This is a genomic window from Mycoplasma cottewii (assembly GCF_024918975.1).
GTDB lineage: Bacteria > Bacillota_I > Bacilli_A > Mycoplasmatales > Mycoplasmataceae > Mycoplasma > Mycoplasma cottewii.
Genome location: NZ_CP103424.1, coordinates 1 through 14,654 on the forward strand (window position 1 = coordinate 1; position 14,654 = coordinate 14,654).

At 25.2% G+C, this 14,654-nt stretch carries 10 protein-coding genes; 8 read left to right on the plus strand and 2 right to left on the minus strand.

Going from position 1 to position 14,654, the window contains the following annotated elements; genetic code table 4:
- Positions 1-15: 15 nt before the first annotated feature.
- The gene (gene dnaA / locus NX779_RS00005; protein WP_259430190.1) at positions 16-1,389 is read left to right on the plus strand and encodes a chromosomal replication initiator protein DnaA; all 1,374 of its coding nucleotides are present in this window, start codon (positions 16-18) and stop codon (positions 1,387-1,389) included.
- Positions 1,390-1,636: 247 nt separating this feature from the next.
- On the plus strand, positions 1,637-2,764 hold the full coding sequence (locus NX779_RS00010; protein WP_259430191.1) for a DNA polymerase III subunit beta: 1,128 nt from the start codon (positions 1,637-1,639) through the stop codon (positions 2,762-2,764).
- Positions 2,765-2,878: 114 nt separating this feature from the next.
- On the opposite strand, the gene NX779_RS00015 is transcribed toward NX779_RS00010, so the two are convergent.
- Positions 2,879-5,149: a S8 family peptidase gene (locus NX779_RS00015; RefSeq protein WP_259430192.1), complete on the minus strand. Its 2,271-nt coding sequence runs from the start codon at positions 5,147-5,149 to the stop codon at positions 2,879-2,881.
- Position 5,150: 1 nt separating this feature from the next.
- Positions 5,151-6,194 (minus strand): ATP-binding protein, encoded by a 1,044-nt coding sequence (locus NX779_RS00020; RefSeq protein ID WP_259430193.1) that lies wholly within the window; start codon positions 6,192-6,194, stop codon positions 5,151-5,153.
- A 214-nt stretch (positions 6,195-6,408) separates the two neighbouring features.
- Here NX779_RS00020 and rnmV point away from each other — a divergent pair, with 214 nt between their 5' ends.
- From rnmV to NX779_RS00050, 6 genes are all read left to right on the plus strand, one after another.
- On the plus strand, positions 6,409-6,945 hold the full coding sequence (gene rnmV, locus NX779_RS00025; protein WP_259430194.1) for a ribonuclease M5: 537 nt from the start codon (positions 6,409-6,411) through the stop codon (positions 6,943-6,945).
- A gap of 1 nt (position 6,946) precedes the next feature.
- Positions 6,947-7,741: a 16S rRNA (adenine(1518)-N(6)/adenine(1519)-N(6))-dimethyltransferase RsmA gene (gene rsmA / locus NX779_RS00030; protein WP_259430195.1), complete on the plus strand. Its 795-nt coding sequence runs from the start codon at positions 6,947-6,949 to the stop codon at positions 7,739-7,741.
- A 2-nt stretch (positions 7,742-7,743) separates the two neighbouring features.
- Positions 7,744-9,180: an MATE family efflux transporter gene (locus NX779_RS00035; protein ID WP_259430196.1), complete on the plus strand. Its 1,437-nt coding sequence runs from the start codon at positions 7,744-7,746 to the stop codon at positions 9,178-9,180.
- A 284-nt stretch (positions 9,181-9,464) separates the two neighbouring features.
- Positions 9,465-11,369: a DNA topoisomerase (ATP-hydrolyzing) subunit B gene (gyrB, locus tag NX779_RS00040; protein WP_259430197.1), complete on the plus strand. Its 1,905-nt coding sequence runs from the start codon at positions 9,465-9,467 to the stop codon at positions 11,367-11,369.
- A 15-nt stretch (positions 11,370-11,384) separates the two neighbouring features.
- A complete protein-coding gene (gene gyrA / locus NX779_RS00045; RefSeq protein WP_259430198.1) occupies positions 11,385-13,871 on the plus strand; it encodes a DNA gyrase subunit A in 2,487 nt (828 codons plus the stop codon).
- A 211-nt stretch (positions 13,872-14,082) separates the two neighbouring features.
- Entirely contained in the window at positions 14,083-14,610 is a 528-nt protein-coding gene (locus tag NX779_RS00050; protein ID WP_259430199.1) for a lipoprotein, read from the plus strand.
- Positions 14,611-14,654: the final 44 nt, after the last annotated feature.

The window sequence follows — 14,654 nt, forward strand, 5'->3', positions numbered from 1 at the left end:
ATGAGAGGTAACTTTGTGGAAGAGAAAGACTTATTAAAAAAACTTAAACTTTCATTATCAGAAAACCCTAATATTGATGAAGCTGTGTATAACGAATACATTTCTACTTCTAAATTGTATAAAAAGAGTGAAAATGAATATGTTTTTGTAGTTAAGTCTATATTTGGACTAAAAACTATTAAACATATCGAAGGTGTAATACAAGATGTTATAAAAAAAGAATTACATAATGAAGTTTTATTAAGTTTTACTGATGAAAAAAAATATAAAAAAGAACAAGAAACATTATCTAGCCAAGCAACTAAACAAGAAGAACAAGTAAAACCAAAATCAAGTTCTTTATTAAAAAAACCTAGCAGATTAATAGGAAATACATTTGATAATTTTGTTGTTGGACCTAGTAATGAACAAGCTTTTTTAGCTGCTCAAACTGTTGCTAAAAATCCCGGTTTTGCTTATAATCCATTATTTATTTATGGAGAATCAGGAATGGGGAAAACTCATATTTTAAAAGCTACTAAAAACTATATTGAGAATAATTTTTCTGATTTAAAAGTAGTTTATATGAGTGGTGAAGAGTTTGCTAGAAAAGCAATTGATGTACTACAAAAAACTCATCAAGAAATCGAAGCATTTAAAGATGATATCTTGATAAATGATGTGTTAATAATTGATGATATCCAATTTTTAAGCAATAAAATAAAGACAAATGAGCTGTTATTCACAATTTTCAACAATTTTATTGAGTATGATAAACAACTGATTTTTTCAAGTGATAAATCACCTGAACAATTAAACGGTTTTGATAATAGATTAATTACTAGATTTAATATGGGATTAAGTATTCCAATTATGAATTTAGATATAAAAACAGCAACTGCAATCATTAAAAAAGAACTTAAAGAACAAAATCCTAACTTAGATTTCTCACCAGAAGCTATTAACTTTTTATCTAATTATTATGCTGATGATGTTAGAAAAATCAAAGGTTCAATATCTAGATTAAGTTTCTGAATGTTACAAAATCCAGATCAAACAATTATTTCTATTGATATTGTTACTGAATTGTTTAAAGGTGTTCCTACTTCTAAGTTCGGTATATTAAATGTTAAAAAAATCAAAGAAGTTGTTTCTGAAAAATACGGTGTTAGTGTTAATGCAATTGATGGAAGAGGAAGAGCAAAAGCGATTGTTGAAGCAAGACATATTGCAATGTATCTTACAAAAATCATCTTAAATCATACTTTAGTTCAAATAGGTGAAGAATTCGGTGGAAGAGATCATACAACAGTTATAAACGCTGAACGTAAAATAAATAAAATGTTGAAAGATAACAAAGAATTTAAAAAAATTATGGAAAACTTAAAGGCTAAAATCTTAGCAAAATAAACTATTAAATCCTTTAAAATAAAGACTTTTAATTATTTATCCACATTTCTACTCCATAATAAGAATAATAAATAAAGTAATTAAGAAATATAGTAATTATTAGTAATTTAGGATTTTTTCTTTTGAACATACTTTGTAAAAATAAAGTAAAAATTCATTTGAAAAATAGATGAAAAAACACATACAAAAAATTAAAATATAAATAAATATGTTATTAAAGACAATAGAATCTTTAGGAGATAAAAACATGAATATTAGAATCAATAGAATGGTGTTATTAGATAATTTACAAAAAGCAGTTAAACTTATAGACCATAAAAATACTAATCCTAGTTTAACTGGTATTTATTTAAATGCAGAAAATGATAAAGTAAGTATTATTTCAACTAATGGTACACTTTCATTTAAAAGTATTTTAGATAATAAAAATTCTGATTTAGAAATTAAACAAGAAGGTAAAGTTATAATTAAACCTAAATATGTTTTAGAAATGCTAAGAAAGTTAGAAGATGAATTTGTAATATTAACAATGGTTGAAGATAGTGAATTAACTATTAGAACTCATAATTCTGATTTTAATGTTAGTGTTTTAAATGCAGATGATTATCCTTTAATTGGTTTTAGAGAAAAAGGTACTGAAATTGTTTTAAATCCAAATGAAGTTAAAAGAACTATTTATCAAGTAATTGTTTCAATGAATGAAAATAATAAAAAATTAGTTTTAACAGGTTTAAATTTAAAAGTAGAAGATGATAAAGTAATTTTCTCAACAACTGATTCATTCAGAATAAGTCAAAAAGTTTTACAAGCAAAATCTAAAATAGTTGAACATGTTGATATAACAATTCCTTATAAAACTGTTAGTGAATTACCTAGATTATTAGATAATGCTAAAAATTTAAAAATAATATTATTTGAAGGATATATTACTTTTATTATTGATAATGTAGTTTTCCAATCAAATTTAATAGACGGAAGATTTCCTAATGTACAAATTGCCTTTCCTAAAGAATTTGAAACAATTATTAGTTTAAAACAAAGAGTGATTTCTAAATTATTATCAAGATTTGATTTTCCTACAGATGACGGTATGCCAAGTATTGTTAATATTAAAGTTGACAATGATAAAATTTATTTCAAAACTTCTATTTCAGAAGTTGGAAAATATGAAGAAGAATTTGAAGATTTCTCTATTGAAGGAAACAAAAATATTTCAATAAGTTTTAATACTAGATTTTTAATTGAAGCTATCAAAACTTTAGATGAAGATATTATTGAATTAAAATTAATTAACTCAACAAAACCAATCATTTTAAACAATATGAGTGATGAAGATTTAAAACAAGTTATTCTTCCTACGTTTTTAAGTAATTAATTTATATTGTAAAAAATAAGTGTGTTGATAAAATAAAAACCGTTTCAATGCAACGGTTTTTTAATTGAAAGAATTAAATTTTATTATGTTTCCCACTTTAAGCATAAAATAATATTAAGAATCAAATTCTATCTGTTCATTTGATTTAGAAAAAATATTAATTTCATTGTCAATTTTAATTTTTCTAACATATCATCTTTGACTAGATTTACATAAACTAATAAAGTTTTCTAAGCGATTTTTTGTTCTATCTATATCTTTAAGAGTTATCACAATACTGAATTTTATTTTGTCATTATTAGTGTTATTTAATCTATATTTTTTAGTAACTTTAATTCCTCAAGAAAGATGATTGTTTTTTACTTTTATTGATTTTCTAGATTTACCTGTTTCAGTTGTTTCTTTTTTCTCAATAATTTTAACGGTATTTCATTTTGAAAATTCTTTTCTTGCTTCTTGTTCGTTTATATAAACATTATCTTCATGAGAAGATTGTTTATTTTCATTTAATGGTTTTATTTTTAAATTTTCTCTTTCTCCAATCATTGGTCCAAATTGGAAATCTAATTCATTTTTAGTGTAATCAACACCTTGATTTCTATTAGTATCAGTAAAATATACTAGTGTTGCTTTTACAGTGAACGGAAAAGCATTGTCTTGAACAGGGACTGGGAATTCATGATTATAAGTATGATATTCTTTTGTGTAAGATGATAAAACTATTTTAATTTCATGATTTTTAGATTCAACAATATCATTTATTTTTATTGGCACAATTCCATGTCCTACTATGTCTTTATCATTGTCATTAGATATTGCGGAATCAATTATTAAAGCTTTAGCTTCTTCTTTTGAAAATTTTAATTTATGAATAAGATATGCAACTTTTCTTGTTATTCAAGGTGCTGCAAATGAAGTACCAATAACTTTATAAACACCATTAGCTGTACAAGTTGTGATAGGTTTATCTTTAGTTCCACCGTAATAACTGACATCAGGTTTATTAAAGAAATGTAGAACAGGCCCTTTTCTAGAATAACTTACAGGATTATTTTTGTAATCAACTGAATTTACAACAATTGAATTTATTGAATCTGCAGGAGATCCTATTCTTTTTAAATTTAATTCATCCACTTCTTTATTAGTTCCTGCAACTATAAAAATAACATCATTTTCATATTGCAATTTATCTAGTAAATGTCCCATAACTGATATTGAGTTTTTATCTATTTCTAATTTTGAACCTAAAGATAAATTTCAAACTTTAATATCTTTATTATTTTCAACAATATTTTTTATTTTGTTATAAAGAGATAAAGTACTGTTTCAATTATTTTTAGCTACACCAAAATGTCGTACTCTAAATCTACCGCAATTATCTTCTAAATGTTTATTAAAAGATGGACCATCAACGATAATAGAAGTTACAGCTGTTCCATGATTAAAATCATTTTGTGATAAAGGTATTTCATCTGAGATATCTTTTTTAAATTCAACTCATTTTGAAAAATAAACTCTGTTATCAAACATTGTATCAATTACTCCAACAACAGGTTCAAATGTAGGATCTGGTATTGTTAAAATATTATTGTTAGAAACTAAGTTATAGTCATCATCTTTTCAATCTACTTCATTTAAATCTTCAACAGACATTGAAATTAAATATGGAGCTTTTTCTTTTAATAAATTGTATGATTCACTATCTAAATAAAATGTATTTTTACTAATTCTATCTCGTGTATTTAAATTAATATTTAATTGTTTTAATAATTCGATTTCATCAACATTAATATCATATAAAGTTACTATTTTTTCATTATTTAAATCAGTATGAGTAGTTTTAACATTAAACTCTTCAATGTGAGATAAATCAACAATTACAGAACGAAATTGAGTTTTAGATATTTCACTTGATGATATATCAATTTGATTATTTGAAATTCGATCTAATAATTCATTTGTTATGAATTTAATGTTGTTTTGTTCTAATTGATTAACTATCATCGATAATTTATTGATTGCATTTTTTAATATATCTTTTTCAATATAATAAGTTATTAAATGCTTTTGTTTTATATTATTATTTTCATAATCATCAATTAAACTAACACCAACTATTTTGTCATTATTTTGTTTTAATGCTGAATAAAATAATTGGTTTATTCTTTTGCTTTTTGCTGCTATTGAATAGTATTTAACATTTATTAAAGCATCAATTTCTAAGTTCTGATTTTTTCAAAAATTATAAGCATTATTTAATTGATCTAGTAAATTTTTAATATGATCCACTTTTAAATATTTTTTACCACTTAATTTAGGATCACCAGGTTTTGAAGGATTAGGTTTTGACTCGAATTCACCTTTTAAAACTAGCAATGAATTCATATTATTCTCCTTTCAGCTTTACGGCTACGTTACTTTTTGAAATACCTGTTAATATTTCAATTTCTCTAACTGTAAAATTATTTTCTTTTAATTTTTTTAGATCATAACTATCATTTGAAATTTGTTTATAAAGTCTTTTTAAATAATCATGTTCATCATTAGGATCACTTAAATAAATTGCTGATTTAATAATATTTTTTAGTTCACCAGGTAAAGGAATTTCTTGCATTAAAGAAATGATTTTTCTAAATAATTTAAGTTCACTTTTTACGTTCTCAACTTTTTTAAGATAATGTTTTAAAATAACTTCACTAATATCAATAAGATCTTGTCTTTGGTATCTATTGAAATTTAAAACTAAATCAAATCTTCTACTTAATGCTTTATCAAAATGTTTGAATAAGTTAGTTGTAGCTATAAGTATAATATTTTCATTTAAACTATCTAAAGCTTTCAAAATACTAGTAGTAACTCTACCCATTTCTCTAACATCTTTTTGATCAACACGTTCTAAAGCAAGTGCATCAATTTCATCAAAACAAATAATAACTTTTTCAGGTGAAGAGATATTATTAATTGCATCAAATAATTCTGAAATATTTTTTCCAGTTTGTCCTAAATGAGAATCAATAATATTATTTGAATCAATAATAAATAAATCTCTATTTAATATTCTTGCGATTTGTTTTACACTTTCAGTTTTTCCTGTTCCTGGTGGACCTTGAAATAAAAATTTATTTATTGCGACTTTACGATTTATCGCATTAATTATACCTTTGATATCTTCTGAGATTTTTTCTGGAAGTGGAAGTGGTTCTAAACTTGTTTGTAATTGTATTTTTTGAGCAAATGGAATTGTTATATCAGAACTTAATTGAGGAACAAAATTATTAGCTCCACGCAACATTGAAAAGATATATTCACCTAATTCATCATCATTTGTTTTGTAAAATTCTTCAGCAATTAAATACGCTTCTTTTCTAAAAGCTATATCATTTTCTTCTATATGATATTGTATTAAATTTAAGACATTAGCCTTTCTCATAACATCATTACCTTTCATAAGTTAATTATAAATAACATTTGGACAAAAAAGCAATAAAAAGGACAAAAATAAAAATAATTTCATAATTAATATTTGTAAAAATTTTATAATTATCAATAAATTGTAAAGTATTAAAATATACAATATAATAGAAATTGAGTTGATAAATATATATAATTTTTAGTCTGTTTTTATACTAACAGGAGATATAAAAATGCTTAATAAAATCAAACAAGTTATTATAGTAGAAGGTAAAACTGATACTCAAAAACTTAAAAATATTTTTGGTAATGAGATTAAAACTATTGAAACTAATGGATTGAGTTTAGATCAAAAAACTCTTAGAATAATTAAAGAATTTAACGATACAGTTGGAGTTATTATTTTTACTGATCCAGATGGAGCTGGTAAGAAAATTAGAGAACAAATTATTAATTATTTAGATAATAAAGTCTTAAATGCTTTTATAACAAAACAAGATGTAAACAAACAATATAAAAAAATAGGAATAGCTCAAGCTGATGAGTCCGCTATTAAAAAAGCTTTATCAGAACTAATAGTTTATGATAAAAATAATGATTCTATTAGTTGAAATGATTATGTTAATAATGATTTTTATTTAAAATCTAATAGAGATAAAATTTGTAAACATTTTAATTTTGAAAAATCAATTAGTTCAAAAACTTTGTTTAAATGATTAAATTGAATGAACTTAAAAGTAAAAGATATTAAAGAAATATTAGGAGAATAAAATGCAAGTAAAAGCTAAAAAACATTTTGGTCAAAACTTTATATCAGATCCTAAATTAATAAGTAAAATTGTTGATGTCTTAGGTGATGATTCTGATCAATTAATAATTGAAATAGGACCAGGAACTGGAGCATTAACAACTGAATTAGTTAAAAGATTTAAAAAAGTTGTTGCTATTGAAATTGATAAAGAATTAGAACCGATTTTAAGATCAAAAATTAATTCAGATAATTTTGATTTTGTTTTAGCTGATGTTTTAACTGTTGATTTTGAATCTTTAATTAAACAATACGATTTTAAAAAAGTTTCTATTATTTCAAATATGCCTTATTACATAACAAGTGAAATTTTATTTAAAACTCTTAAAATAAGTCATTTATTAAATAAAGCAGTTTTTATGATGCAAAAAGAAGTAGCGGTTAGATTGTGTGCTAATAAAAATGAAAATAACTACAATAATTTATCAGTTGTTTGTGAATTTTATTCTGATAGAAAATATGAATTTACTGTAGTTAAAGGAATGTTTAGACCTATTCCAAAAGTTGATTCAGCAATTGTTAGTTTAACTTTTAATGATAAGTTTAAATCTCAAGTTAAAGATGATCAAAAATTTGCTGAATTTGTAAGAAAATTATTTAACAACAAAAGAAAAACTATTTTGAACAATTTAACAAATATTGTTAGTGATAAAAATTTAGCTTTAGATTATTTAAATAAAGCAAACATTGATGCTAAAAAAAGACCTGAACAATTAGGTTTAGAAGAATTTATTTTACTATTTAATTTGATAGGTTAATCATGAAATTTAATTTAAAAAAGATACTTTATGTAAAAGATTTTAAACAGATAATGTCGCTAACAATTCATATATTTTTACAATTATTTTTTGCAGCAATTATATCTCAAATAAATATTTTATTATTTAGTTGATATGCTGGAGGAACAGGATTTTTTGCTGCAGTTAATAAAACAACAACATTATTTATTGCTATTCAATTTATTCCTGGTTTAGTTGCTAGTGGAACGTTGGTTGTAGGAAGTAAATTATTTGGTCAAAATAAAGAAAAAGAATTATCTAAACTAATAACTACTGGTATTTTAATTAACTTAACTATTACTTTATTTATCTATATTTTAACTAGTGTATTTGCTTCAACTTTTTTAAGTTGATTAGATGCAAAAAATGAATTCATAGTTACTAATAATAAGTACAATCAAATTAATGAATTAGATTTTTGTGTAAAGTATTTTCAAATTATAAATATTAGTTTAGTAATTATGTCAGTTGTTCAAGTTTTAGTTGCTGGATTACAAATCATTAGTAAACAACGTCACATTGCAATTGGTTCAATTTTATCTAATGTGGTAGATATTATTTTGGTTGTATTAGTTTTATATGCATTTGATTGAAATCCTATTTATGCTAGTTTAGGTTTAGTCTTAGCAGTTTTATTTCAATTAGTTTATATGATAGTAGTAAATGTTATTTATATTGATTATAGAAATTGAAAATTTATTAATCAGATTGAAGTTAAATATATGTTTGAAACTATTAAAATAGGTCTTCCTATAACTTTAGAAGTAGGATTATGAAACGTATGTAATTTTGTTGCAAATACAGCTATTAGTCATTTATATGTAAATTCAACTTTTATTGATCAACAACAAGTAATTAATACTTTTATAAACTTACATAGAACATTAACTGCTATTGTACAGTACTCAATTACTTTCTTATTAGCTATAAGTACAATTACATCAATGTTAGTAGCTAAAATGATAGGAAAAAATGATAAACAAAAAGCTTTTGAAATAGGAGTTAGTTGTTGAAAAATAGCAATTTATTCTCAGTTATTATTATCATCAATTACTTTAGTTTTAACTTATCCATTACTAAAAGCATTCAACATAAATTCAACATTAATTAATAAGTATGGATATATTTTAATGAGTGTGTTGTTTATTAAACTTTTATTTGATACTGCTAATATGACTTTACTAAGAGCATTATGATCAACTGGAGATTTATGAATACCTTTATCAATATCAGTTGTTACAATGATTAGTGGTATGTGTTTATTACCTTGACTTGTTAGTTCTACTTTTAAAGGTGATACAGGTTATGGTTTAGTTCTTATTTATTTAGTTATAAGTTTAGATCCTATTTTAAGATCAATAATCTATACTAAACGTTGATTTAAAAGAAAATGAGAAAGCCGTATTAAAGTTGTTTAATTCAATATTTTTACTAGATAAAAATCATATTTAATGACTCAAAAATTTCATAAAAATAAATCTTATTTTTCTTTATGTTAAATAAGATTTTTTCTTTGTGTTTATCAGTGTTTTTACAAGACTTTTAGACCGATTTTAGATATAATTAATATATGTGTTTTATATATGTTATATGTATGTTAAATGTACGGTTTATGTATGTATTAAATATATAAAATTAAAAGTGTTTTTTATGGGGTATTTTTTATTTTGCTTTATAAAAAAATGATTAGGAGGAAGAAAAAATGTCTGTAAATTATGATGCTGAATCGATAAAAGTTTTAAAAGGTTTAGAAGCAGTTAGAAAACGTCCAGGAATGTATATTGGATCAACTTCTAAAACTGGATTACACCACTTAGTGTGAGAAATTTTAGATAACTCTGTTGATGAGGCTATGGCAGGATATGCAGATAAAATTGACATTACACTTACAGTTGATGGAGAAGTTATTGTTCAAGATAATGGACGTGGTATTCCTACTGGTATTAATCAAGAATCAGGAAAATCAGCTTTAGAGTTAGTATTTACTCAACTTCACGCTGGAGGTAAATTTGATTCTGATAGTTATAAAATTTCAGGTGGATTACACGGAGTTGGAGCCAGTGTTGTTAATGCTTTATCATTATATGTTGATGTTGATGTTTACAGAGAAAACATTCATTATCACCAATATTTTAGTGAAGGTGGAACAAAAGAATCAGCTTTAGAAAATTTAGGACCAACAGAATTAAGAGGAACTAAAGTTAGATTTAAACCAGATCCTGAAATATTTAAAGAAACAGTAAATTTTGATTATGATGTTGTTAGAAATAAAGCAAAACAATTAGCTTACTTAAATAAAGGTCTAAGATTAACTTTAACTGATCAAAGAGTTGATAAAAGTGTTGAGTATTATTTTGCTAATGGAATCTTAGATTACATTAAAGAAAAAAATGAAAACAAAACAACAATAAATCCAAACATTTTTTATGTTGATTCAAAATACAAAGATATCGAAGTTGAAGTAGCATTACAATATAATTCTGACTATCAAGAAAATTTAATTACTTTTGTTAATAACATTAACACTCTTGAAGGTGGTACTCATGAAGATGGGTTAAAACAAGCTTTAATTAGAGATATCAATAGATATGCTGAAAATGTTATTAAATCTAATAAATCAAATGGAAAATACTCTTGAGATGATATTAAAGAAGGAATGGTATGTATTGTTTCAGTAAGACATACCGATCCACAATATGAAGGTCAAACTAAGACAAAATTATCTAACTTAGATGCTAAAGAAGCAGTTAATGAAATTATTGGTCAAGCATTCGAAGAATTCTTATTGAAATCTCCAGAAGATGCTAAAGCTATTTTAGATAAAAATGCTAATGCACAAAAAGCAAGAATTGCAGCTCAAAGAGCAAGAGAAGAAACAAGAAGAAAATCAGCTTTAGATACTTTCTCATTACCAGGAAAATTAGCAGATTGTGAAAGTAAAGATGCAAGCATTGCTGAGTTATATTTAGTTGAGGGAGATTCAGCTGGTGGTAGTGCTAAAACTGGAAGAAACAGACGTTTTCAAGCTATTCTGCCTTTAAGAGGTAAAGTATTAAATGTTGAACGTGTAACTGAAGCTAGAGCATTTGCAAATAATGAAATTAAATCAATCATCACTGCAATTGGAACAGGAATAAAAGAAGAATTAGATCTTTCTAAATTAAGATATGGAAAAATTGTAATTATGACTGATGCCGATGTCGATGGTGCCCATATTAGAATTCTATTATTAACATTCTTCTACAGATACATGAAAGAATTAATTAACAATGGAAATATTTATATTGCTCAACCACCTTTATATAAAATTGAATCTTCTAAACGAGTAGAGTACGCTTATACAGATGCAGAATTAGAAGCATTAAAAAATAATGAATTTAAAGATACTAAATATACAATTCAACGATACAAAGGTCTTGGAGAAATGGATCCACTTCAATTATGAGAAACAACAATGGATCCACAACAAAGAACAATGCTTCAAATTTCATTAGATGATGCAGCACTTGCTAATGAAGTATTTTCAGATTTAATGGGTGAAGATCCTGAATTAAGAAAAAATTATATTCAAGACAATGCTAAATTTGTAGAAAACATTGACGTGTAGAAAGGAAAAGCAAGAATGGATAATCAAAACAACAATCAAGAACATTATCATGGAAAAATAACTCAAATTGATATTTCTTCTGAGGTTAGAAAAGACTTTTTAGAATATGCAATGAGTGTTATTGTAAGTCGTGCTTTACCTGATTTAAAAGATGGATTAAAACCTGTTCATAGACGTATAATTTATGCTATGAATGATTTAGGTATTACAGCTGATAAACCACACAAAAAATCTGCAAGAATTGTCGGAGAAGTAATCGGTAAGTATCACCCACACGGAGATAGTGCAGTTTATGAATCAATGGTAAGAATGGCTCAAGATTTTTCTTATCGTTATCCTTTAGTTGATGGTCATGGTAACTTTGGATCAATTGATGGTGATGGAGCAGCTGCTATGCGTTATACTGAAGCAAGACTTGCTAAAATATCAAACTATATTATTAAAGATATTGATATGGAAACTGTTCCATTTATTGATAACTATGATGCTAGTGAAAAAGAACCTTCTTATTTACCTGGATATTTACCTAACTTATTAGTTAATGGTGCAACTGGTATTGCTGTTGGTATGGCAACTTCTATTCCTCCTCATAATTTAAGAGAAGTTGTAAGTGCATTAAAAGCATATATTGATAATAATGAAATCACTATTGATGAAATTTTAGATAATCATATATTAGGTCCTGATTTTCCAACTGGAGCATTAATGACTAATGGTCAAAAAATGAGAGAAGGATACAAAACAGGACGTGGTGGAGTAATTATTCGTGCTAAAGTTGATTTAGAAGAAACTTCAAAACATAGTAGATTTGTAATTACTGAAATTCCTTATCAAGTTAACAAATCAAAAATTATTGAAAAAATTGCTGAATTAGTTAAAACAAAAACAATTAATGGAATCGCAGATATTAGAGATGAATCAAACTATGAGGGAATTAGAATTGTAATTGACTTAAAACGTGATGCAAATCCTGATGTTATTTTATCTAAGTTATATAAATTCACTGGTTTACAATCAAGTTTTACAATTAACTTATTATCATTACACAATAATTTACCTGTACTTTTAGATTTGAAATCTATCATTAAATACTATGTAGAATTCCAAGTTCAAGTTATCATAAGACGTTCTATATTTGAGAAAAATAAAATAGCTAAGCGTTATCACATACTAGAAGCATTACATAAAGCATTAGACGATGTTGATCATGTTATTGAAATTATTAAATCATCTAAAACAGCTGATGAAGCTAAAATGTCATTAACTAATAAATATGGTTTTGATGAAGAACAAAATAAAGCAATTTTAGATATGCGTTTACAAAGATTGGTTGGTTTAGAAAGAGAAAAAATCTGATCTGAAATGCAAGCAATTCAAGAACGTATCGCATATTTAGATAAATTAATTAATGATAAAGATGAACAAAATTCAGTTTTAAAATATCAATTAGATGAAATCGCTAATAAATATGGTGATGATAGAAGAACTGGATTAATTGATGATAAATTAATTAATATTCAAGATGAAGAATTAATTCCTGATACTAAAACAATGATTTTATTATCAAAAGAAGGATACATCAGAAGAGTTGATCCTGATGAATTTAGAATTCAAAAACGTGGTGGACGTGGAGTTAATGTTAATGCTGAACCAAGTGATCCGATTGATTTAATCACAATGGGTAAAATGAGAGATTGAGTAATGTTCTTTACTAACTCAGGAAAAGTATTTAGAACAAAAATGTATAACATTAGACAATACTCAAGAACTGCAAGAGGATTACCTATTGTTAACTTCTTAAATGACTTATCACCTGAAGATAAAATTACTGCTATTTTATGTTTTAGAAACACTAAAAACAAATTTGAATATTTAACATTTGTAACTCAAAATGGAATGATTAAACGTACAAAAGTTAGTGAATTTGAAAACATTAATAGAAATGGTAAAAAAGCAATTACATTAAGAGATGATGATCAATTAGTTTCAGTATTTGCAACAACAGGAAAAGATACTATTTTTGTTGCTAATGAATCAGGAAAAGTAATTAGAGTACAAGAAGATAAAATTCGTGCTATGTCTAGAACTGGTTCTGGAGTTAAATCAATTAAATTAGAAGATAATGATGTTGTAGTTGGAGCAGTAAGTTCATTTAAACTATCTCACATTACAACAGTTTCAAGCAAAGGTATCTTTAAAAAGAGTTTAGTTGATGATTATAGAATTAGTAATAGAAATACTAAAGGTATGAAAGTAATGAATTTAAATGAAAAAACAGGTAAATTCAAAGCTTTAATTCCTGCTAGAGAAACAGATTTAATTGTAATTGTTTCGAGTGATGGAAACATAATCAAAACTAAAGTATCTAATATTCCTACTCTATCAAGAACAGCTACTGGAGTTAAAGGAATAAGACTTGATGATGGTCAAGAAATAAGTGCTATAACTTTAGAATACATTAAACACCCAGATGATTTAAAAGATTTCGAAGACGAAGAATAGTAAAAAAATCACTTCAACCTTATTGGTGTAAGTGATTTTTTATTTTTGTAAAAGTTACAATCTTTTCTATGTAAAACGCTTGAATTAAAAAAAAAAAAAAAGAATGATATTAAGTACTGCATACCAATAACGCGTTGTATGAAATATGACCTTATTCGTACTTATCTAAATTAAAAATATATTTTCGATTTAAAGAGGTACAAATTTTACTATGAAAAAATTATTAACAATTTTAGGATCAGTTGCAATGGTTGCTACAACTGGAGCAGTTGCAGTAGCATGTAAAACTGAAGCTAAACCTGATAAACCAGTAGTTCAAAAACAAAAATTAACTGATTTAGTTACAGTTAAAACTGGTATTGAATTAGCACCTGCAGATAAAGGTGATGTTAAAAAAGTTGTTGATGCTGTTAATGCAAAAAACCCAAATGCAAAACTTGATCATGAACAATTAGCGGTTGAAGCTATTCAAGGAGCTGAAAATAAATTAAAACTTTCAGCAAAACAAGACTCAGCTAAATATGAAGGATCAGTAGAAATTGAATTTACAGCACCTACACCAGACCCTGTAGTAAAACAAAAATTAACTGATTTAGTTACAGTTAAAACTGGTATTGAATTAGCACCTGCAGATAAAGGTGATGTTAAAAAGTTGTTGATGCTGTTAATGCAAAAACCCAAATGCAAAACTTGATCATGAACAATTAGCGGTTGAAGCTATTCAAGGAGCTGAAAATAAATTAAAACTTTCAGCAAAACAAGACTCAGCTAAATATGAAGGAT